The organism is Streptomyces sp. NPDC054841 (assembly GCF_053611045.1).
Genome location: NZ_JBSGZO010000018.1, coordinates 1 through 21,405, shown reverse-complemented (window position 1 = coordinate 21,405; position 21,405 = coordinate 1). Strand labels below are relative to the sequence as shown.

At 70.5% G+C, this 21,405-nt stretch carries 19 protein-coding genes and 1 pseudogene; 9 read left to right on the top strand and 11 right to left on the bottom strand.

Annotation, left to right across the window (positions count from 1 at the left end; genetic code table 11):
* Nucleotides 1-79: 79 nt before the first annotated feature.
* The 5 genes and pseudogenes from ACWGI8_RS04685 to ACWGI8_RS04665 form a co-directional block, all read right to left on the bottom strand.
* On the bottom strand, nt 80-688 hold the full coding sequence (locus ACWGI8_RS04685) for a GerMN domain-containing protein (protein ID WP_453658642.1): 609 nt from the start codon (nt 686-688) through the stop codon (nt 80-82).
* The gene (locus ACWGI8_RS04680; protein WP_453658667.1) at nt 685-2,130 is read right to left on the bottom strand and encodes an ATP-binding protein; all 1,446 of its coding nucleotides are present in this window, start codon (nt 2,128-2,130) and stop codon (nt 685-687) included. Before ACWGI8_RS04680 ends, ACWGI8_RS04685 begins: the two co-directional genes overlap by 4 nt.
* Nucleotides 2,131-2,327: 197 nt before the next feature.
* Nucleotides 2,328-3,011, bottom strand: coding sequence for a response regulator (locus ACWGI8_RS04675; protein ID WP_453658641.1), 684 nt, complete (start codon nt 3,009-3,011; stop codon nt 2,328-2,330).
* Nucleotides 3,012-3,564: 553 nt separating this feature from the next.
* Nucleotides 3,565-4,932 (bottom strand): annotated as a pseudogene (gene murJ, locus ACWGI8_RS04670) (murein biosynthesis integral membrane protein MurJ); the annotation flags it as partial.
* Nucleotides 4,933-5,009: 77 nt separating this feature from the next.
* A complete protein-coding gene (locus ACWGI8_RS04665) occupies nt 5,010-6,221 on the bottom strand; it encodes a lipid II:glycine glycyltransferase FemX (protein ID WP_453658640.1) in 1,212 nt (403 codons plus the stop codon).
* A gap of 200 nt (nt 6,222-6,421) precedes the next feature.
* Here ACWGI8_RS04665 and ACWGI8_RS04660 point away from each other — a divergent pair, with 200 nt between their 5' ends.
* Nucleotides 6,422-7,600 (top strand): Ig-like domain-containing protein, encoded by a 1,179-nt coding sequence (locus tag ACWGI8_RS04660; RefSeq protein WP_453658639.1) that lies wholly within the window; start codon nt 6,422-6,424, stop codon nt 7,598-7,600.
* Nucleotides 7,601-7,643: 43 nt separating this feature from the next.
* Here ACWGI8_RS04660 and ACWGI8_RS04655 read toward each other — a convergent pair whose 3' ends face one another.
* The 5 genes from ACWGI8_RS04655 to ACWGI8_RS04635 form a co-directional block, all read right to left on the bottom strand.
* Nucleotides 7,644-9,050 carry a DUF6177 family protein gene (locus tag ACWGI8_RS04655; protein ID WP_453658638.1) on the bottom strand — a complete coding sequence of 469 codons (1,407 nt, stop codon included), beginning with the start codon at nt 9,048-9,050 and terminating at the stop codon, nt 7,644-7,646.
* A complete protein-coding gene (locus ACWGI8_RS04650) occupies nt 9,047-9,613 on the bottom strand; it encodes a type VII secretion system-associated protein (protein ID WP_453658637.1) in 567 nt (188 codons plus the stop codon). The genes ACWGI8_RS04655 and ACWGI8_RS04650 overlap by 4 nt, the downstream gene beginning before the upstream one ends.
* Before the next feature lie 404 nt (nt 9,614-10,017).
* A complete protein-coding gene (locus ACWGI8_RS04645; protein WP_453658636.1) occupies nt 10,018-10,419 on the bottom strand; it encodes a scabin-related ADP-ribosyltransferase in 402 nt (133 codons plus the stop codon).
* Between the two features lie 158 nt (nt 10,420-10,577).
* Nucleotides 10,578-12,236, bottom strand: a complete 1,659-nt coding sequence (locus tag ACWGI8_RS04640; protein ID WP_453658635.1) for a hypothetical protein — start codon at nt 12,234-12,236, stop codon at nt 10,578-10,580.
* On the bottom strand, nt 12,233-12,634 hold the full coding sequence (locus ACWGI8_RS04635; RefSeq protein ID WP_453658634.1) for a DUF6507 family protein: 402 nt from the start codon (nt 12,632-12,634) through the stop codon (nt 12,233-12,235). The genes ACWGI8_RS04640 and ACWGI8_RS04635 overlap by 4 nt, the downstream gene beginning before the upstream one ends.
* Nucleotides 12,635-13,001: 367 nt before the next feature.
* Between ACWGI8_RS04635 and ACWGI8_RS04630 the strand changes: the two genes are divergently transcribed.
* The 3 genes from ACWGI8_RS04630 to ACWGI8_RS04620 are packed head-to-tail and all read left to right on the top strand — an operon-like array spanning nt 13,002 to nt 15,298.
* Nucleotides 13,002-13,850: a helix-turn-helix domain-containing protein gene (locus tag ACWGI8_RS04630; RefSeq protein ID WP_453658633.1), complete on the top strand. Its 849-nt coding sequence runs from the start codon at nt 13,002-13,004 to the stop codon at nt 13,848-13,850.
* Complete coding sequence (locus ACWGI8_RS04625) at nt 13,810-14,076, top strand: DUF397 domain-containing protein (RefSeq protein WP_453658632.1); 267 nt, start codon at nt 13,810-13,812, stop codon at nt 14,074-14,076. Before ACWGI8_RS04630 ends, ACWGI8_RS04625 begins: the two co-directional genes overlap by 41 nt.
* A 13-nt stretch (nt 14,077-14,089) precedes the next feature.
* Entirely contained in the window at nt 14,090-15,298 is a 1,209-nt protein-coding gene (locus ACWGI8_RS04620) for a hypothetical protein (RefSeq protein ID WP_453658631.1), read from the top strand.
* A 63-nt stretch (nt 15,299-15,361) separates the two neighbouring features.
* On the opposite strand, the gene ACWGI8_RS04615 is transcribed toward ACWGI8_RS04620, so the two are convergent.
* Nucleotides 15,362-16,018: a pirin family protein gene (locus tag ACWGI8_RS04615; protein ID WP_453658630.1), complete on the bottom strand. Its 657-nt coding sequence runs from the start codon at nt 16,016-16,018 to the stop codon at nt 15,362-15,364.
* Between the two features lie 457 nt (nt 16,019-16,475).
* Between ACWGI8_RS04615 and ACWGI8_RS04610 the strand changes: the two genes are divergently transcribed.
* The 5 genes from ACWGI8_RS04610 to fabF all read left to right on the top strand — a co-directional run bounded on the left by ACWGI8_RS04610 (nt 16,476) and on the right by fabF (nt 21,367).
* A complete protein-coding gene (locus tag ACWGI8_RS04610; RefSeq protein WP_453658629.1) occupies nt 16,476-17,672 on the top strand; it encodes a PucR family transcriptional regulator in 1,197 nt (398 codons plus the stop codon).
* A gap of 89 nt (nt 17,673-17,761) precedes the next feature.
* Nucleotides 17,762-18,676: an ACP S-malonyltransferase gene (locus ACWGI8_RS04605; protein ID WP_453658628.1), complete on the top strand. Its 915-nt coding sequence runs from the start codon at nt 17,762-17,764 to the stop codon at nt 18,674-18,676.
* Nucleotides 18,677-18,693: 17 nt separating this feature from the next.
* On the top strand, nt 18,694-19,695 hold the full coding sequence (locus ACWGI8_RS04600; protein ID WP_453658627.1) for a beta-ketoacyl-ACP synthase 3: 1,002 nt from the start codon (nt 18,694-18,696) through the stop codon (nt 19,693-19,695).
* An 81-nt stretch (nt 19,696-19,776) separates the two neighbouring features.
* Nucleotides 19,777-20,025 (top strand): acyl carrier protein, encoded by a 249-nt coding sequence (locus tag ACWGI8_RS04595; RefSeq protein ID WP_453658626.1) that lies wholly within the window; start codon nt 19,777-19,779, stop codon nt 20,023-20,025.
* A gap of 79 nt (nt 20,026-20,104) precedes the next feature.
* Nucleotides 20,105-21,367 carry a beta-ketoacyl-ACP synthase II gene (gene fabF / locus ACWGI8_RS04590; RefSeq protein ID WP_453658625.1) on the top strand — a complete coding sequence of 421 codons (1,263 nt, stop codon included), beginning with the start codon at nt 20,105-20,107 and terminating at the stop codon, nt 21,365-21,367.
* The last annotated feature ends 38 nt before the right edge of the window (nt 21,368-21,405 follow it).

The following is a 21,405-nucleotide window of genomic DNA, read 5'->3' as shown; positions in this document are numbered from 1 at the left end:
ATACGGGCACGGGCACGGACACGGACACGGAACGGATACGGGCGCGGCTACGCAAAGGTGCCGGCAGCCCGGACAGGGCCTAGCCCCGCCCGCTCGACGGGCTCGGCATCCGCGTCGGGCCCGGCACACTTTCCGGGCGCGGTGCGCGGGAGGCGTCGACATCGGCGTCGCACTGGGCGGGCTCCAGGGCACTGTCCGTGCCCCTCAGATGCACCAGGATCCGGGCGTCGGCCTCCTCGGCGTACGCGATCGTGCAGATCAGCTGCCGCAGCGCGGTTTCGTCGAGCTCGTCGAGCGCAATCGACAGCGTGACCTCGACCCCGCCGTCAGCGGCCGGCCCGGCCTCCCGCAGCGCACTGCCGGTGGGCAGTACGGGCAGCCCGGTGGTGAGTCCGGCCGCGCGCTCGTTCTCCGTGGGCCCCCGGAACAGCGCGGCGAGAGTCCTGGCCATGGACTTCGGATCGCTCCGCGCATCCTCGAACAGCCCGTCCGGCTCCCGGGACACGGGCAGCAGCTCGCCCTCCGGGGAACGGAAGAAGAGCAGCATCCGTCGTTCGTTGCCGGGAAAGACCTCGATCGTGGCGGGGCCGCCCGCCTCGATGACGTCGGTCTCCTGGATGCCGCAGCCGGTGAGCAGCAGCGCGGCCGACGCTGCCAGTGCCGCGACCGCGGTGGGCAGACGTCTCATGCCGTCGCCTCCTCCGCGGCCAGGGGTATCCCGACGGTGAACACGGCGCCCACGCCCCCGGTGCCGTTCACGGCGCGGATCGTGCCACCGTGCAGGCGTACGTTCTCCAGGGTGATCGCCAGCCCGAGACCGCTGCCCGCCGAGCGGGTACGGGCGGCGTCGGCCTTGTAGAAGCGGTCGAAGATGTGTGGAAGCACCTCGGGACTGATCCCGGGGCCGCTGTCCGCGACCTCGGTGACCAGCAAGGCCGTACCGTCCTCGCGGGTCGTGGTGGCGAGCCGTACGGTCACGGGCGCGGCGCCGTGCCGCAGCGCGTTGCCGACGAGATTGGCGACCACGATGTCGAAGCGGCGCGGGTCGAGGCGGGCGCGGATGCCGTCGGGCAGCTCGGTGCGCACCCGGCCCGACCAGTGCCGGTTCTCCAGGGACTTGCGGATGGTCTCGGCCGCGTCGACCTCGTCGGTGTTCAGCTCGGCCGCGCCCGCGTCGAAGCGGGAGATCTCCATCAGGTCCTCCACGAGCACGGCGAGTCTTCCGGTCTCGGTGCTGATCAGCCTGACGGCCTGGGCGGTGTCGGGGTCGAGGCGGCCCGCGTCCTCGTCGAGGACCTCGGTGACGGCGAGCATCCCGGCGAGCGGGGTGCGCAGTTCGTGCGAGACGTCGGCGGCGAAGCGGCGGGCCCGCGCCTCGGCCTGCTGGAGCTCGACCACGGAGCGTTCGAGCTCGCCCGCCGACTCGTTGAACGTACGAGCCAGATCGGCGAGTTCGTCGCTGCCCCGGACCTGGATGCGGGTGTCGAGCCGGCCGCTGCCCATGCTGCGGGCGGCCAGCCGCAGCTCGCGGACGGGCCGCAGCACACTCCGCGCGGCGAGCAGGGCGGGCACCAGCGCGATCGCGAGGCCGGGCAGGGCGCCGTCCCGGGCCGCGGTGGACAGGGCCTCGACGTTGGCCTGGGCATCGTTCATGGTCATCACGGCGTACAGGACGAGCCCGGTGGGCAGCACACCGTCGACGCCGTTCCGGAACACGGCGGGCATGGCGATGGTCAGATACGGGGTGCCGTCCTTGTCGACCCGCTCGAAGCTGCCGTGGGGGATGGACGCGGCCGCGCGCCGCAGCTCGGGGGTGATCACGGTCGAGGTGGGCTGGGTCCCGGAGGAGACCCGGAGCGAGCCGTACTCGGCGAAGACCACCCACGGATGCGGCTTGCCCTTCCGGGCGATGTCACGGAGGCTCTCCTGCAGGGAGTTCCGCTCCACGGGCAACTCGATGGCGAGCGCCTGGACCTGGTCGCGGAACGACGCGACCGCGGTGTCCTGGGCCGTGGCGACGATGGCGTTGCGCGCCTCGCGGTAGGTCAGCGCGGCGGTGGTCCCGGCGCTGACGGCGGCGACCAGCAGGAACGCGAGCACGAGCCGGGTACGCAGCCCGAACGCGGCGATGCGTGCCCAGCCGACGCCAGTGCCGCCTGCGCCGACGCCAGTGCCGCCTGCGCCGACGCCGGTACCGACGCCTGCGCCGGTGTCCGTGCCGTGCCCGGCGCCGGTGCTCGCCGCGCGGCCGGACTTCGCAGTCGGCTTCACAGCGGACTTCACAGCGGACTTCGCGCCGGGCTCCGCACCGGGCTCCTCGCCGGACTTCACAGCGGTCCGAAGCGGTAGCCGAAGCCCCGCAGGGTCTGTATGTAGCGGGGGCTGCCCGGCACATCCTCGATCTTGTTGCGCAGCCGCCGCACGCAGGCGTCCACCAGCCGTGCGTCGGCGTGGTAGCTGTGCTCCCACACGTGCTCCAGCAACTGCTGTCGGCTGAACACCTGTTCAGGGGCGGCGGAGAGATGCAGCAGCAGCTTCAGCTCGGAGGGCGCGAGGGCGAGGTGCTGCCCGGACTTGGCGACGGTGAGCCCGGCGCGGTCGATGGCGAGCTCACCGTGGAACTCGACCGCGGGCCGCCCGCCGCCCGGCTCCTCGATCCGGCGCAGCACCGCCCGGATCCTGGCCTCGATCACTTCGGTACGGGCAGGCTTGACGATGTAGTCGTCGGCACCCGCCTCCAGGCCGATGACGACGTCGAAGTCGTCGCCGCGCGCGGTGAGCATGATGATCGGCAGCTGGCTGTCCTGGCGGACCCGGCGGCAGACCTGGACACCGTTCATCCCGGGCAGCATGAGGTCCAGCAGCAGCAGGTCGGGCCGGAACTCGCCGAGCGCTGCGAGCCCGGCCTCGCCGGTGGCGGCGGAACGTACCTCGTGACCGCGGCGGCGCAGGCCCAGTTCGACCCCTTCACGTACGGAGGGATCGTCTTCGATGAGAAGCACGCGTGGCATCTGTGGAGTATCCCAAGGGTGGTGAGTGGCCTCAGTGGCGGACGAGCCGTCGGCGGGCGCCGGACAGCAGTGCCTCGAGCTCGGTGAGCCGCAGGGGGCGTGCGAGCAGGGCGAAGGTCACCACGATCGCCACCGCCCCGGCCGCGGTGGCCGCGGCGGCGCCGAGCGGGGCGGCGCCCCGGGCCGCGAGGTGCCCGAGCGCCGCGGCCGGGACCGCGGCGAGCAGCAACCGGGCGTGCCCGGCGAACGCGGCCGAGCGCCACGGCGACGGACCGGTCGCGCGACCCGACGGCCCGCCCGCGGCCACCCCGCCGACCCCGCCGGCCCCGCGCTCCGGATCGCCCGCCCCGGCCGTGACAGCCGGGCCCGGCCCGGACTCGGAGCCCCGCCCGGACTCGGAGCCCCGCCCGGACTCGGAGCCCCGCCCGGACTCGGAGCTTGGCCGGGACTCGGAGCTTGGCCGGGACTCGGAGCTTGGCCGGGACTCGGAGCTTGGCCGGGACTCGGAGCTTGGCCGGGACTCGGAGCCCGGCCCCGGCACGGTCCCCGGCGCCAGGTGGCGGCCCGTGCCCGGGCCGGAGTTCTCCGCGCGCGGAAGCGAAAGGCGGCGGTTGAGGGTGTACGCCGTCAGCGCCCACCCGGCGGCCAGCGCCAGTGAGTACGCTCCGGCCATCCCCGTCACCGCCCAGCGCGCCGGCAGCAGCAGGTACGCGGCCGTCGACAGGCCCGCGTTGAGTCCCGCGATCACCAGGTTGAGCAGGAAGGGCGTGCGGGTGTCCGAGAGGGCGTAGAACGCGCGGGAGAGGACGTACTGGCCGGAGAAGGCGACGAGCCCGGGCGCGAAGGCCATCAGGATGCCCGCCATCACCGCCGTGTCGTCGGCGTCGGTCCTGCCGTACCCGAAGACGAGGGCCATCACCGGCTGTGCGAGGGCGAGCAGCGCGCAGGCGGCGGGGACGACGGCGGCCGCGCTGCTGCGCAGGGCGTAGGAGACGTCGCGCCGCACGCCCGCCGTGTCGCCGTCGGCCGCGGCGCCGCTCATACGCGGCATCAGCGCGGTGACCAGGGACACGGTCACGATGCCGTGCGGTACGGCCCACACCACATAGGCGTTGGTGTACGCACTGAACCCGGCGCCGCCGTCGATGCCTTCGGCCGCCGCGCGCTGGCCGGCGGCCGTGGCGAGCCAGGTCGTGACCCAGTACGCGAGCTGGTTGGTGAGGACCAGCAGCACCAGCCACCCGGCGGACCGCAGCGGCCGGGTCAGCCCGCTGCCCCGCCAGTCGAAGCGGGGCCGCCAGCGGAAGCGGGCCGCTCGCAGGGCGGGGACGAGGGCGAGCGCCTGGACGGCGATTCCGGCCGTCGTGCCCCAGCCGAGCAGCATGGTCTCGCGGGAGGTGAGCGTGCCTCCGTCGCCCGTGGCCAGGTAGAGCCCGAACACCGCGATGACGACGACGTTGTTGAGGACGGGCGTCCACATCATCGCCCCGAACCGCCCGCGGGCGTTGAGCACTTGCCCGAGCAGGGTGAACAGCCCGAGGAAGAAGATCTGCGGCAGGCAGTAGCGGGCGAAGGCGACGGTCATGGCGGCCTGGCCGCCGGTGTAGTCGGTGTACGTGCCGACGATCGCGGGCGCCGCCCAGACCGCACCCGCGGTGATCGTCAGCAGGCCGACGACGCAGACGGTCAGCAGCCGGTCGGTGTACGCGGCGCCGCCGTCCGCGTGCTCCTTGGCGGCCTTGACCAGCTCGGGCACGAACACGGCGTTCAGAGCGCCGCCGAGGAGCAGCATGTAGACGATCGTGGGCACCGAGTTGCCGACCGCGTACCCGTCGGCGACCAGCCCGATGCCGAGCGCCGCGGCGACCACGGCGGACCGTACGAATCCGGTGGCGCGCGAGACGACGGACCCGGCGGCCATGACGGCGCTGCTGCGCAGCGCGGACGGCGCCCGGCCGCCCTTGGCCGGTGCGGCGGCGGACGTGTCCGCGGGCGCGCTCACCGGCGGGCCAGATACGCCTGGAAGGCCCGGTACAGCGTGTGGTTGGCGGTCCCGCCCAATGGTTTCTCCCATTCCCCCAGCGTCTCGACGACCTGCCCACCGGTGCCGAGCTTCCAGCGCAGCAGCCCGTAAGGGCGGTCGTCGGGGTCGAGGGTGGAGGGTACCCCGCGCATGTCGTAGACGTCGGCGCCCAGCGCATGGGCGTCGAGCAGCATCCGCCACTGCAGGGCGTTGGAGGGGCGGACCTCGCGACGGTGGTCGGCGGAGGCGCCGGTCTGGTACCAGACGCGACGGCCCACCGTGATCATGGTGTGGGCGGCGAGTGTCTCGCCCCGGTGGCGGGCGAGACACAGCTTCATACGGCCCGGCTGCTCGGCGTTGAGGGCCGCGTACTGACGCTCGTAGTAGGCGAGGGAGCGGCCGAGCCGGAAGCCGTCGCGCTCCTCGGTGATGCGCAGGAGCTGGTAGAACTCGGGCAGTTCGGCCGCGCTGCCGACCACCACCTCCACGCCCTCCTTCTGGGCGCGGCGGACATTGCGCCGCCATTCCTGGTTGAGTCCGCACCACAGCTCGTCGGAAGTGCGACCGGCGAGCGGCACATGGAAGACGTGGCGCGGCTGGGCGTCCCCGTCGCCGCCGTTCCCGTCGTTCCCCGTCCCGTCGCCGCCGCAGCGCCGCCAGCCGCGTGCCCGCAGCCGTTCCGCGACCGCCGTGCCGAGCGGGTCGACCTCGCTGGCGAGGACGTCGGTCAGGCGGCGGCCGGGGCCGGTCAGCGACTTGAGCAGGGGCGCGTGCCAGCGGCGGTACGCGGGCGAGGGGCCGATGCGTACGGCGAAGGCGCCCGTGGCCCGCAGATGCTCCAGCAGCGGGGTGAGCCAGCCGTCGATGTCCGGGTCGGCCCAGTCGGCGACGGGACCTTCGGGGAGGTAGGCGAAGTACTTACGCGTGCCGGGGAACTGTCGCAGCAGGACCAGCGCGGCGCCGGTCAGCCGGCGGGCTTCCGGGTCCGGTCCCCAGCCGAGCAGTTGGGCGCGCCAGCCTTCTTTGACGTCCGCCCAGGACGGGCACTGGAGGAATCCGGCGCCCAGGGCCGCACCGGAGGGGGACGCGAGAAAGGCACGGTAGGTCTCGGCGGTGACGGGCCCCAGACGGATGGCATGGTTCCGTTCTTCGTGACCGCGGCCGGGCGGCACGAGCAGAGCTGACACGGTGTGAGCCTCTCTTCCTCCCCGTGCTGTCGCGGGGACGCCGAGGATGCTCACAGCCGCCCATGACCGTCCCACGCGGCGAATGTGACCGGACCATGACCGTTCCTCACCAGTCGCCGTCACATTGACCTCATGGCGCTCACCTGGGCTTTTCCGGTTCTAGAGTCGCGGCAACTCCCCTACTCCGACGGAGGATTCCGTTGCCTCAGATACGTGTACGGGTCGCGGCCGCGGCGGTGCTGCTGGCCCCGCTCGCCGCCTGCTCCTCCTCCGGCACCGCCCCGGCGCGCACCGACGCGAAGGCGGCCGACGACCGCCCCGCGACCGTCTCCGTCAGCCCTCGCGGGCAGCAGGCGAAGGCGGGTGTGCCGGTCTCGGTCACCGCGACGGGCGGCAGCCTCACCTCGGTCACGGTCACCGACGCCAAGGGCCGCAAGCTCGCCGGCAAGGTCGCGGCCGGCGGCATGCTCTGGACCTCGGACCGCAAGGCGGCGCCCGGCACCGCGTACACGGTCACGGCGGTGACCCGTACGAAGGGCGGCACGACCGGCACCACCAAGGCGTCCTTCACCACCGCCGAGGCCGGCAAGGTCAACAAGGTCGACTGGCGGCCGGGCGCCGGAACGACCGTCGGCATCGCCCAGCCGGTCTCCCTGGTGTTCGACAACCCGGTGAAGAACAAGGCCGAGGTGGAGAGGCAGCTAAGGATCACGACCTCGGACGGCACCGAGGGGTCGTGGGGCTGGCTGGAGGACTGGTCCGGCAAGGACCGCGTGGACTGGCGGCCGAAGGACTACTGGAAGCCCGGTACCAAGGTCACGCTGAACGCGGAGCTGAACGGCACCGATTCGGGCGCGGACGGCGGCTGGTTCGTACGCGACTACACGGCCGGCTTCACCGTCGGCGCGCGGCAGATCGTCAAGGTCGACCTCGACAGCCACCAGCTCACGCTGGAGCGCGACGGCAAGGCCGTACGGAAGATCCCGGTCTCCGGCGGCACGCCCGGCGGGGACAAGCGCTCCTGGCGCGGTACCGCCGTGCTGATGGCCAAGGAGGGCACGATCAACATGAACTCCGAGACGGTCGGGCTCGGCGACGCCTACGACAAGATGGTCGACTACTCGATGCGGCTGACCTGGTCCGGGATGTACGCCCATGCCGCACCCTGGAACGCCGAGTACTTCGGCAACGCCAACCGGAGTTCGGGCTGCATCGGGATGAGTGACGGCGACGCCGCGTGGTTCTACGGGCAGGTGCGGCCCGGCGACCCGTTCGAGATCAAGGGCGCGGACACCAAGGGCACGGTGGCTCCGGGCAACGGTTTCGGCGCGTGGAATCTGTCGTGGGCCGAGTGGCAGGGCAAGAGCGCTCTGCGCTGAAGGCAAAGGATGGGAGAGCGCTGCATGATCCTCGGCAAGATGCTCACCGGCGGTTCTTGAGGTGGTTGTTGAGGTGCTGGAGGCGTTGCCAGGCGATGGGGTCTGTGCCGTTGCCGAAGGCGTAGTGCAGAGCGGAGCTCGTTGCGGGACCGAGGCGCACAGGGCGCGGGTTCTGGACGGATTCGGCACGGGTGCGGCCGATGGTGCGTACGGCGTCGGGGCCGAGAGTGAAGGAGAGCGGGACCGGGGGCGGCTCGTGGTGCGGCGGGGTGGTCAGATCGGCACGGGCGGAGCGCAGATGCGTGAGCATCGAGGTGAGGTTGTGACGCGTGGCGAGGGTCTCGGCCAGCTCGGAAAGGGCGTCCAGCGGCGGGGTCCGGTCCGTGGTGTGGCCTACGGCAAGGGTGATGTGTTCCTCGACTCCGGCCGGGGTGCGGATGATGCGGAAGGTAGCGATCGCCGGGCTGTCCGGGGTTCCGACGGCGACCAGCCAGGTGGGGGCGGCCTTCTTGGCTCGGGCGCGGGCCAGTTCGGAGAGTTGTCTTGGTGACCAGGGCAGGTTGACGGGTTCGGCGGTGGACCAGCCGGTGGGTGTGGTGCCGGTGAGGGTCTGCCAGGCGGCTTCCACGGCGCCGCCGAGGAGGAGGTCGTCGACGGCGGGGTGGGTGGTGCGGATGGAGAGGTGGAGTTGCTGTTCGTCCTGGGCGCCGGCGCCGGAGTGGAACGCATCCGCGACCAGAGCACGGCCCTCCGTCGTGGTGGCCTGGGTGAAGCGGCCGTCGTGCCAGTGGAGTACGGCGCCGGTGAGACCGTCGTAGTAGCCGCACTCAGGGTCCTGGACCACCCAGCGCGCCGGCACGTTGGTCAGCAGGGTGCGGGTGGGCATGGTCAGGCGGCTGCCGGGCGGGGTGACGATCTGCAGTTCGCGTCCCGACGGGATGGTGGTGTGCAACAGGTCGGTGAGCCAGGTGGTCGCGGCGACGACGGGACGGTCCTGGAGGATCACGGCGGCGCGGGGAGTGAGGACGTCGCCGGCAAGCTGGCTGTCGTCGGGGCCCCCACCGTCCGCGGATGGCACGGCGACGACGCCGGTGTGCGCGGCGTCGGCCGGCCATGTGGACCCGCCCAGCAGCGTGGTCAGCCGCCCGGCCACCGACCCGGCCAGCCGCCCGGCTTCCGCGACCGCCGTGGCCGCCCGCACCTCGGTCCACCACACCGGCGCCTCGGCTCCGGCCTCAGCGCCGAGCAACCGCACGATCTCGCCCGGTACTTGCACGAGCACCGGCACCTCTACGGTCACGACCGGCTGTCCCTCCGGCGTACGCAGATGGACGACGGCCCCCTCCGCGCTGCTGCTCACGCGGAGATCGGGCCCGCCGGCGTACAGCCCGGCGAGCACGCTGCGGGCATCAGGCATGCTCGGGGTGAGGGCGATGACGTCCTTGCTCACTGCTCTGCTTCCCGATGGATATCGGCAAGAGGTACCTCAGCGGATACCGAGCTATGGGGGTTCAGTTTCAGAATGGCATGCTCCGGCAGTTCGGGCAGTACGGCCCGGAACAGCACTCGCTGTACTTCTGGGACTGAACTCGGCGCATGCACCGGGCTCGTATAGATTCCGACAACAAAGCGATCCTCATCGTGAAGGTATGGTTCTACCCTCCCGTTTGATCCCGGGATCACGTACACGATCGAGTCCAGAAGGGCGCTCTGCACGTCGAGGTCAGAGGCGTACCCCGTCGAAGCAAGCTGAATGACGGAATCCAGAGGATCCGTGGGTTCCTTCAGACCTCGAGCACGAGGCGATGGGCGATACTTTGGATTATGCCGGAACTCATCCGTGACATTCCCTTGATTATCCACTTTCCACGCGCCAACGACTCCGTAGGGCGGGACCTTACCGGCCGGGTCGAAGTGTGGGTCAATCGCGTAGACCCAGGCGCCAGGCGTCTCGGCGGCCTGCGCACGTACCGCATCTGACAGCGGTGGCACTGGCGGCTGGAACTCATCCATTGGTACGCCCCCTGCGTTGTTTATTTGCGGCCTCTTGCTCGTCCACGCTCGCGAGTCGCCAACGATCTCCGGAGGGTACGTCTTCAAAAATGTCCACCGTTGCAGGACGGCCTTTATGCGGCCAACGATATGCCCGCCGTCCGCCACCCATCTCAAGAGCCATCCTACTGGGATAGACATCCAGGCATGCCCCCTCAAGCGCGGGCGTCAAGCCCTGAGTCTCCAGGTTCCGCCTGACCTGCATGAGCGCTTGGAACAGATTCCATGCCGTGTGGGTTGCGATGTGTGAACCGTGTGCGATGCGTACGGTGTAGTCGGCTCCTGAGAATTTCGCCACGAGTCGCCCCGGAACTTCCCCTACCTCGGAGACGAGAGCGATCTCCTTGTCATAAAGAATCTCCGCCTCATTTGACACGTTCACCCTCGGGAAGATAGTTGGGATTCGGGATGAATTCGCCGAGCTCTCCGGTTCCGTAATCATAGGAGTACGCCCCCTTGATGTACTCGCTGCGAATCCCTCCCGGGAAGGCTACTTCTTCCTCGTACGATAGCGGATGATCCCCAAGCGTGCGGTTGACATCGATCCCACCTGGCGCATCGATTACGTAAGTGAACTTTCCACCGAACTCGTCACCGATGTCATCGCGGTACGAGGTACTGACGAAGGCTGAGGGTTCATCTTCCGCAACATACTCGGTGAGATTTGTGTTCGACGGGTCCCGAGGCTCAAAGCCATTCTCGAAGATGAAGTCTGGGGAACGGTTGTCGCTGCGATGGAGAGGTTCATGACCCTCACGCCAGACCACGGGTACGCCTAAGGGCTGTCCCGTAATCCCCGGTGGATCAGCGCGCGGCGTCAGATGCGGTGCATCGCAAGGCGGAGGGTCGTCCTCATACTGGGCGTATTCGGGCGATCCGACAACGCAGCGAGGTGCCGTAGCTGTCGTCGTGCGCCCGCCGGGGATTACGGGACAGCCCTTAGCTGATCCAGATCTATGTTGCGATCAGTCGCGACGGCCAAACGATCTGGCTCGTCACCCGACACCCCGGCGGCTGCAGATGAGTCGGGGCCATCGCCACCACCCCCATTCGATGTACCTCCCGCCCCGGGATGCTGCCCAGGACCGGTGTGTTCCACCTCAGTTCCGGGGTGCGCGTCGCCATGTGCTCCCCCCTTACCTGGCAACTCACCAGGATCGTGCGACGCACCGGTTCCACCCACGCCAGCACCGTCGTGGCTGGCACTTGGCGACAGGTGCTCCCCCGCGTGCCCCGTGGCTTCGGGTGCGCGGGCGCCCGCGCCGACCAGTTCGTGCCGACGGGGGGACTCGATCGACGGCGCGCGGTCGGCAGCGGCAGGTTCGTGGGGGGCCGGCGTGGTGTCCGGGACGCCCTTCTTGCCGGGGATGAATTCGCCGTCCGATACGCGGAGTTGGGAGCCGTCGGGGTATTCGATGAAGCTGTGCGTGGCGTTCGCGGCCGCGGTGGCGTCGGTGGCAGCGCGGACCCCCGCGGTGAGGTCGGCGACCCGGGGCAGGGCGCGCGCGGCGACACCGACCGTCTTCGCTGCCGCGCCGATCGGGTCCAGGACCTCGCCGACCTTGGCCAGGCCGCCTGCCACGCGGGAAGCCGTACCCGCCTTCCCGGCCGCCGAGCCGGCCTTCGAGGCCGCGCCCAACGGACCGGCGCCCAGGGTCAGGCCGTTGAAGATGACCGTGCCAACTGCCTTGCCAGGGTTGGTGGACCAGTCGTCCCAGCCCACGAACGACTTACCGAACTCCTTGGCGTACGGCTTGCTGTCGTCCATGAACTTCTTCATGAACGGCGAGAGGTCCTTCCGGTCGCCGCGCGGGTCGAGGAGATAGCCCTCAGCCCCGACGATCACCCGGACGAGTCCCTCGCGGGCGGCACCGCCTTCCTCGCCCGGGCTGAAGAGGTCGATCAATCCCTCGACCGAGCCGACGGCGTTGTCAACCAGGCTGATGCCGGCCTGCTCCAGGTGGTAGTCGATCCCGAACGGCAGGATCTCGTGGTGCTCCGGGCTGCCCCACGGAAGGGAATCGGCCTGGGCCAGCTGCTCGGCGCTGAAACCGTAGGCGTTCTCCTGCTTGGGGCTGCCGTCGTTGATGTGCCACTGGGTGCCGTCCACCAGGACAGTGATCTTGTCGGCGCAGGTCACCTCGGCCTGCTGGAACGCGGCGATCGCCGCGTTCACCCCGTCCCAGATCCCCTGGTGCTCGGCGACCTTCGCCTCGTCCTTCCGCCAGTTCTCAAGCGGACCGTCGTGGTCCTTGACCGACTGCACGAACACCGTGGCCTGCCAGCGCAGCATCTCCAGCTGCTTGACGATCTCGACGACCTCGACCGCGTACGTCTCCAGCGCCCCGGCCACCGTCTCCAGCCGGTCGGCGAAGGTGCCGGAGGTGTCCTGCACGGCCTGCGTGGTGGCAAACAGCTGCCCAGCCTCGGGAGCCTTGTACGAGGCGTCCAGGTGCTGGAAGCGCGTGTGGACGTCGCTGCCGTGCTCCCGAACCGCCTTCGCCGCCTGCCGCAGCGCGATGATCTCCCGCCCCAGCTCGGCCAGGTCGCCGGTGAAGGTGGGTATCTTCTCCGGGCTGATCACCTCTCGCCCGCTTTCTTTCGGGCAGCCTCGAGAAACGCCGTCACGTCAGACGCCAGCGACGCCTGACGCTGGGCGTTCCACGCCTGCTCCAGACTCCCCGCGATATACGCATTGGTCGCCTCGATGGCACCGTTCGCCGAGTTACTGGCACGCAGCGGCAGGAACGCCACGTCGGTCTCGGTCCCCGCGACGAACTCCCCCAGCGCAACTGCGACCAGCCCGGCAACCCCGCCGCTTCCGGCGCCCTCGCCGCCGAACGCCAGCGTGCCCGCCGACTCCATCGCCCCCTGAACGCCCGCCCCGTACAGCTTGATCCCGGCGTTCATGCCGTCAGCCGACTCTCTCACCTGCGAAATCACCGACTGCACCCCCGCGGGCGCAATGTCCCACCCCGTCACGCCAACCCCCGTCAATCCCCTGGTCAATAGGCCCCGTTGACCGTGCCCAGTATGGCCTGCGCCACCGACAACGGATCTTCATCTGTATCAACCCGTTGATTGCGATAGCAACGCACATTTGGCCAAAGCGCTGGTGGAACCGGCCCGTTGGGATGCAGCTCTGCCGCCTCGGCCACCTCGCGCATGTGCCGGCCGGCGAGGTCCAGGCGCAGGCGTCCATGGCGAAGTCGGCACGGTATCCCGCCTGGACGTCCGCCGCCTGTGGACCAGTTGTGTGATTCATGCCACCAGCGTGCGATGGTCTGATTACGCTCGGCTACGTACCTAAACGAACGCCGCGAGGCGTTGCAGGCCGGAGGTGCCGTCCGTGGTCAATGTCCAGTCACTCGACCCCAGCGCTTCCCCGTTGGACTACTACGGCTGGGAACTCCGCCGCCAGAGAGAGGCCCACGGCCTGACGCAGGGCCAGTTGGGCGGCGTCGTCTTCTGCACGGGTTCTCTGGTCGGTCAGATCGAGACCACGAAGAAGGTTCCCACCCGCGACTTCTCCGAGCGGGTGGACGCGGCACTCGGCACGGACTGCGTGTTCTCGCGGCTGGTCGGCCTGGTCCTGCGCAGCCAGCTGCCGAGCTGGTTCCAGCCGTACGCGGAGATGGAGGCCCGCGCCGCGTACATCTCCACGTACCAGGCGCAGTTGGTGTACGGGCTGCTCCAGACCGAGGAGTACGCGCGGGCGGTGCTGGCCACCGGTATGCCGGACGACCTGGACGGCCTCGTGGCGGCTCGCATGGAGCGCCAGCGCATCCTGGAACGGGAACGGCCGCCGCTGGCCTGGGCGATCCTCGACGAGGCGGTGCTGCACCGGCCGATCGGTGGCCACGAGGTCATGCGGAGGCAGCTCGCCCGCTTGTTGGAGTTCGTCGGGCACCGCTGGATGCGCATCCAGGTGCTGCCCTTCGCGGCCGGTGAACACGCCAGTCTTGATGGGTCGTTCAACCTCCTCCGCTTCGACGATGACCCGGACATCATCTACACCGAGGACCTCGTTTCCGGCCATATGACGGCCGACCCCGAATCCATCAGGGAAGCCGCACGCCGTTACGCTCACTTGCAGGCCGCCGCCCTCTCCGTGGAGGATTCGGCGGCACTGATCACCCGCGTGATGGAGGAACGCCATGGCGACCGGTCCCGACCTGAAGAACGCGCGGTGGCGTAAGTCGAGTTACAGCGGAAGCACCGGCGGCGACTGCGTCGAATGCACCGTGACCGGCGGCGCGGCTTGGCGCAAATCGTCGTACAGCGGAAACACCGGCGGCGACTGCGTCGAGGTGGCCGACGGCTCCTGCGGCTCCGTCCCCATCCGCGACAGCAAGAACCCCGCCGGCCCGGTCCTGGTCGTCGGGGCGGACGCCTGGCAGGCGTTCGTGGACGGACTCCGCTAGACGGCGTTCGGCGATGCGGGAGATCGAGGCGCTGATCCCGAGCGCCCGGCTCGAGCACGCAGCCGGTCTGCGCGCGTTCGACGCGGACGCGCTCGCGCGGTACGTGGCCGATCCGGCGCATCCGTGGTGGCGTCGCAGGCCCTGCGCACTCGCGTTGGACGGGCGGGTGCCGGAGGCGCGCGTGCCCGAGCTGATCGCGCGGGTGTGCGACCCCGACGACACCGGCGAGGTACGCCAGGCGCTGCTGGAGGTCGTGGCGGACCGCACGGAACTGCTGCCCTGGCTCCGGCACGAGGACAGGCAGCACGAGAGGTCGTTCGGCATGCCCGAGGCATTCCTGCTGGCGCGCGGCCGGCTCGGTGACCTCTCGGCTGTCGAAGCACTGGTGACGCTGGCGGCCGACCCCTGGGCCAGGGCACGAGACACAGGTCGGACCGGGCTGGACGCGCTGGTCGCCCAGCACGGGCTCGACGCGGTCCTGGCCGGTCTCGGCGACGCGCGGCCCGAGGACCGGATGTTCCGGATCCGGATGCGGGCCCGGAACGACGAGGACGTCACCGACGCACTCGCCGACCCCGACCGGACGGTCGCCCACCTCGCCCAGTCCCTCGCGGACGACCCGGACCGACTGCGCGCCTACATCGGCGAGGCGGCCGCGACGACCGAGGCGAAGCTGTGGGCCGCGTACGCCCTCTACCGCCTCACCGAGGACACCACCGAAACGCGGGCCATCTACGACACCCTCGAGCGGCCCCGGGTCGAGGTCGCCGGCCTGGACGACGAACTGCGGGCCGCGATCGTGCACGAGTACGCGCCCCACTGCCAGCGGCAGAGCGACCCTCGCTGGCGCATCGAGGCCCTGTGCACCGACCCGCCCATGGCTCCCGACATGGGCGACCGGCTCCACCGGGCGACGTCCGCGCTGACGACTGCGGGCCTTGCTCCCGGTACCCCGGTCTCCAGCGGCGACGACAATCAGCAGGGCGACGGCACGTACTACGTGATCCCGTACGGCGACACGAAGCTCTACGTCAGCAGCCTCGGCCCTTTCGCCACCGACGATGACGACGACCCCGTCGCCCGCCGGGCCCTCGAATCGGCCGGCTTCCGGTGGATCGACCACGCGACCGGCTCGATCCGGGTCACCGACCTCTGCGTCTACCACTTCGGCAGCCGCGGTCCGCTCGATGTCGGGACGCTGCTCTTCTACTGGCAGGACTGAGGCGCCATACCCGCTCCCGGGCCCGCGCCCGCCGGGACTCGCGTCCAGCAAGGGCGCGGATTCTCACCCGCTCAGCTCCCACATCAGTACCTCCGCGGCCACGACGGCGGCGAGTTCGAGCCCGTCGGCGTCCGTGATCCGCGCCGCGTCCCCCGGCCCGAGGTCGTCGCCCGCCAGCCGCACCACACCGCGTACGACATGCAGGTACACGAAGGGCGCGTCCGGCACGGCGGTCCGCTCGTCCGCCGCGAGGCGCCGTACGTGCAGCATCGCCCCGGCCTCCGGCAGCGCGTACGGCGTGGAGTCGGCGATGCCGTGCACGATCTCGTACGACGGCTCACCGCCGGGATCCTTCGGCGCGAGCCACATCTGCACGAACGTCAGGGGCACGTCGCCGTCGTTGCGCTCGGAGTGCCGCACTCCGCCCGCCGAGCTGAGCCGCTGCACATCGCCGGGCCGTACGACGGTGGCGTAGCCCGTCGTGTCCCGGTGCGTCAGTTCGCCCTCCACCACCCAGGTCACGATCTCGGTGTGGCTGTGCGGGTGCTCGTCGAACCCGGCGCCGGGGGCGAGCCGCTCCTCGTTGCAGGCGAGGATCGCCCCGAAGCGCAGATTGTCCGGATCGTAGAACTGTCCGAACGAGAAGGCGTGCAGCGACTCGATACCGGCGGGCGCGTCGCCGCCGAGGTAGCGCCCACCGGCGCGCCATACGGAAATCACGGGCTCCACGGTAGAGCCCGCGCGGGGGTCGCGTGACCGGTCCGGCCCGGCGCGGCCCGCGCCCGTGGACGCCTGCGGCGGGCCCACGCGCCGGAGCCGCACAGGGGTCGCTTCCCCACCCCGCCCTGTCCCGAACCGGGGCTCTGCCCCTGGCCCTCCCGCCGGTGCCGGGTGCGAATCAAGCCCGTCCGGCGTTTGAGGACGGACACCCCGGCCCACCCCGCGGTACCGGGCACGTTCCGAGCCCGTCCGGGGGTCCCGGGCGAAGCCCCGAAGGGAGATTGCGGATGAACACACACGAGACGCCCCGAGCTACCGGGAACCCGACACAGCGCCCCGGCCGGAGCCGACGCAGCGCCCCAGCCGGACCCGACGCAGCACCCCGGCCAAGGACCCGACGCAGCACCCCGCACCCCGCCGCTCCGCCCGGGCGTCCCGATAAGGCACTCTTGTCCCCGTGCCCCATCCCGAACCCGCTCTGCCCGCGAACGCCGCCCACCCGCACTCCGCGACCCTGAAGCGTCTGGAGCAGTCCTCAGGACGGCTGGCCGCGAACGCCATCGCCCGCATGGACGAGACGCTGCCGTGGTACCGAGCGATGCCACCGGAGAACCGGTCGTGGATCGGCCTGGTCGCCCAGGCGGGTATCGCCGCGTTCACGGAGTGGTTCCGGCACCCCGAGACTCCTCAGGCGATCTCCACCGACGTCTTCGGCACGGCTCCGCGCGAGCTGACCCGTGCGATCACGCTGCGCCAGACCGTGGAGATGGTGCGGACCACCATCGAGGTCATGGAGGCGGCGATCGAGGAGGTCGCCGCGCCCGGCGACGAGTCGGTGCTGCGCGAGGCACTGCTCGTGTACGCACGGGAGATCGCTTTCGCGACCGCCCAGGTGTACGCGCAGGCCGCCGAGGCGCGCGGCGCCTGGGACGCGCGGCTGGAGTCGCTCGTCGTGAACGCGGTGCTGTCCGGCGAGGCCGACGAGGGCGCCGTCAGCAGGGCCGCCGCGCTGGGCTGGAACTCGCCCGAGCATGTGTGCGTGGTGCTGGGCACGGCGCCCGACGGGGACAGCGAGCTGACGGTCGAGGCGATCCGCCGCGCCGCGCGCCACGCCAAGCTGCAGGTGCTGACCGGAGTGCTCGGCGACCGGCTCGTCGTCATCGCGGGCGGCAGCGACAATCCGCTGCATGTCGCCAAGGCGCTGATCGGCCCGTACGCGGCCGGCCCCGTGGTCGCGGGCCCCGTCGTGGCGGATCTGCTCGCCGCGACGAGGTCGGCGCAGGCCGCGGCCGCCGGGCTGAAGGCGTGCTCTGCCTGGCAGGACGCCCCGCGGCCGGTTCTGGCGGACGATTTGCTGCCGGAGCGCGCCATCGCGGGCGACCCGTCCGCGCGCGAGCAGTTGGTGGAGGAGATCTACAGACCGCTGGAAGAAGCGGGCTCGGCGCTCCTGGAAACCCTCAGTGTCTATCTGGAGCAGGCGAGCAGTCTCGAAGGCGCCGCCCGGATGCTCTTCGTCCATCCCAACACCGTCCGCTACCGGCTCCGACGTGTGACCGACGTCACCGGCTGGTCACCCTCCGATGTCCGCTCCGCGTTCACTCTGCGGATCGCACTCATCCTCGGGCGTCTGGTAGACGGCGATCAGCAGTCCTAGGATTTTGTCGGACACCAACAATTCCCCTGACGGTTCTTGGTCCCTGTCCTCACGGGCGGCCGGGACCATCCACAAGAGAGAGTGTGAGGGTGCTCGTACTCGTCGCTCCCGGCCAAGGCGCTCAGACGCCCGGCTTCCTGACTCCCTGGCTCGAACTCCCCGGCGCCTCCGACCGCATCGCGGCCTGGTCCGACGCCATCGGGCTCGACCTCGCCCACTACGGCACCAAGGCCGACGCGGACGAGATCCGCGACACCTCCGTGGCGCAGCCGCTGCTCGTCGCGGCGGGTCTGCTGTCCGCTTCCGCGCTGGGTGACATCGCGCCCGGTGCCGTCGCGGGCCACAGCGTCGGTGAGATCACGGCCGCCGCGTTCGCGGGTGTCCTCGACGACACCGCCGCGCTCGGCTTCGTACGGACACGAGGACTCGCGATGGCCGAGGCCGCCGCGATCACGAAGACCGGTATGTCGGCGCTGCTCGGCGGTGACCCGGACGTCTCCGTCGCGCACCTGGAGAAGCTCGGTCTGACCCCGGCGAACGTCAACGGCGCGGGCCAGATCGTCGCCGCCGGCACGATGGAGCAGCTCGCCGCGCTGGAGTCCGACATGCCCGAGGGCGTTCGGCGTGTCGTGGCCCTGAAGGTGGCCGGCGCGTTCCACACGCACCACATGGCGCCCGCGGTCGACGCGCTCGAAGAGGCCGCGAAGACCCTGACCGTCGCGGACCCGAAGCTGCCGTACGTCTCCAACAAGGACGGCCGGACCGTCGCCGCCGGTGACGAGGTAATCTCCCGGCTGGTCGGCCAGGTCGCCAACCCGGTCCGCTGGGACCTGTGCATGGAGACGTTCAAGGAGCTGGGCGTGACCGCGCTGCTGGAGGTGTGCCCGGGCGGCACCCTGACCGGTCTCGCCAAGCGGGCGCTGCCGGGCGTCAAGACGCTCGCGCTCAAGACCCCCGAAGACCTCGACGCGGCCCGCACGCTCGTCGCCGAGCACTCAGCCTGACGAAGGAGCCGTAGCGCATGCCGAAGATCAAGCCCAGCCAGGGCGCCCCGTACGCACGGATCATGGGTGTCGGCGGCTACCGCCCCACCCGGGTCGTGCCGAACGAGGTGATCCTCGAGACGATCGACTCCTCCGACGAGTGGATCCGCTCCCGCTCGGGCATCTCCACCCGCCACTGGGCCTCCGACGAGGAGACCGTGACCGCGATGTCGGTCGAGGCGGCGGGCAAGGCGATCGCCGACGCCGGGCTCACGCCGGAGCAGATCGGCGGCGTCATCGTCTCCACCGTGTCGCACTTCAAGCAGACCCCGGCCGTCGCGACCGAGATCGCGGACAAGATCGGCGCGGTCAAGCCGGCCGCGTTCGACATCTCCGCGGGCTGCGCGGGCTTCGGCTACGGCCTGACCCTGGCCAAGGGCATGGTCGTGGAGGGTTCCGCGGAGTACGTGCTCGTCATCGGCGTCGAGCGGCTCAGCGACCTGACCGATCTGGAGGACCGTGCGACGGCCTTCCTGTTCGGTGACGGTGCGGGCGCGGTCATCGTCGGCCCTGCGAAGGAGCCGGCGATCGGTCCGACCGTCTGGGGCTCCGAGGGCGACAAGTCGGAGACCATCAAGCAGACCGTGCCGTGGACGGACTACCGCGACGGCACCGTCGAGCGGTTCCCCGCCATCACGCAGGAGGGCCAGGCGGTGTTCCGCTGGGCCGTCTTCGAGATGGCGAAGGTCGCCCAGCAGGCGCTGGACGCGGCCGGGATCACCGCCGACGACCTGGACGTCTTCATTCCGCACCAGGCGAACATGCGGATCATCGACTCGATGGTGAAGACTCTGAAGCTGCCGGAGCACGTCACGGTCGCCCGTGACGTGGAGACCACCGGCAACACCTCGGCCGCCTCGATTCCGCTCGCGATGGAGCGGCTTCTGGCGACCGGGCAGGCGAAGAGCGGCGACACCGCGCTCGTCATCGGCTTCGGGGCGGGGCTCGTCTACGCCGCTACGGTCGTTACCCTCCCCTAGGCAGCATCCGGATCTTCCGGTCTTCCGGTTCTCCGGGCGACGCCCAGATCAACCCTCAGCTACACATCGAAGGAGCGCCACATGGCCGCCACGCAGGAAGAGATCGTCGAAGGTCTCGCGGACATCGTCAACGAGATCGCCGGTATCCCGGCAGAGGACGTCCAGCTGGACAAGTCCTTCACCGACGACCTGGACGTCGACTCGCTGTCCATGGTCGAGGTCGTCGTCGCCGCCGAAGAGCGCTTCGACGTCAAGATCCCGGACGAGGACGTCAAGAACCTCAAGACGGTCGGCGACGCCGCCGACTACATCCTGAAGCACCAGGCCTGATCCAGGCCGATCAGGTACGCCACCCAGCGGTGGCGCCGCTGATTCACGAACCCTCATAGACCGTGGAGAAAGAATTCCTGTGAGCCCGACCAATCGCACCGTGGTCGTCACCGGTATCGGCGCAACCACACCGCTGGGTGGCGACACCGCATCGACCTGGGAAGGTCTGATCGCGGGACGCTCCGGCGTCCGGCCCCTCGAGGGCGAACGCTTCGCCGAGCTGCCCGTCCGCATCGCCGCTCCGGCGGCGGTGGACCCGGGTGAGGTCCTGCCCCGGCCGCTCGCCCGCAAGCTGGACCGCTCGGCCCAGTTCGCGCTCATCGCCGCGCGTGAGGCGTGGGCCGACGCCGGCTACAAGGCCCCCGCCGGCGAGGACGAGAAGATCGTCCCCGAGCGACTCGGCGCGGTCATCGCCTCCGGCATCGGCGGTGTGACCACGCTGCTCGACCAGTACGACGTGCTGAAGGAGAAGGGCGTACGCCGTGTCTCCCCGCACACCGTGCCCATGCTCATGCCCAACGGCCCCTCCGCGAACGTCGGTCTGGAGGTGAACGCCCGGGCGGGCGTGCACACTCCGGTCTCCGCGTGTGCGTCCGGCGCCGAGGCGATCGGCTACGCCGTCGAGATGATCCGTACCGGCCGCGCCGATGTCGTGGTCGCGGGCGGCACCGAGGCGGCGATCCATCCGCTGCCGATCGCGGCGTTCGCCAACATGATGGCGATGTCCAAGAACAACGACGAGCCCGAGAAGGCGTCTCGTCCGTACGACAAGGCCCGGGACGGCTTCGTCCTCGGCGAGGGTGCGGGTGTGGTCGTCCTGGAGTCGGCCGAGCACGCCGCGGCGCGTGGCGCGAGGGTGTACTGCGAGGTCCTGGGCCAGGGCCTGTCCGCGGACAGCCACCACATCGCGCAGCCGGAGCCGACGGGTCGCGGTGTCGCCGCGGCGATGCAGAACCTGCTGGACAACACGGGTCTGAAGCCGTCCGAGGTGGTCCACCTCAACGCGCACGCGACCTCGACGCCGCAGGGCGACATCGCGGAGATCAAGGCGCTGCGCAAGGTGCTGGGCGACGATCTCGACCATGTGGCGATCTCCGCCACGAAGTCGATGACAGGTCATCTGCTGGGCGGCGCGGGCGGCATCGAGACCGTCGCGACGGTCCTGGCGCTGCACCACCGCATTGCCCCGCCGACCATCAACATCGACGACCTCGACGCCGAGGTCGAGGCGGACGTCGTCCGCGGCGAACCGCGCACGCTGCCCGAGGGCACGATCGCGGCGATCAACAACTCGTTCGGCTTCGGCGGCCACAACGTGGTGCTGGCGTTCCGTACGGTCTGACGTCTGTGACATGACCGAGGGCCCCATCTCCGCAAGGG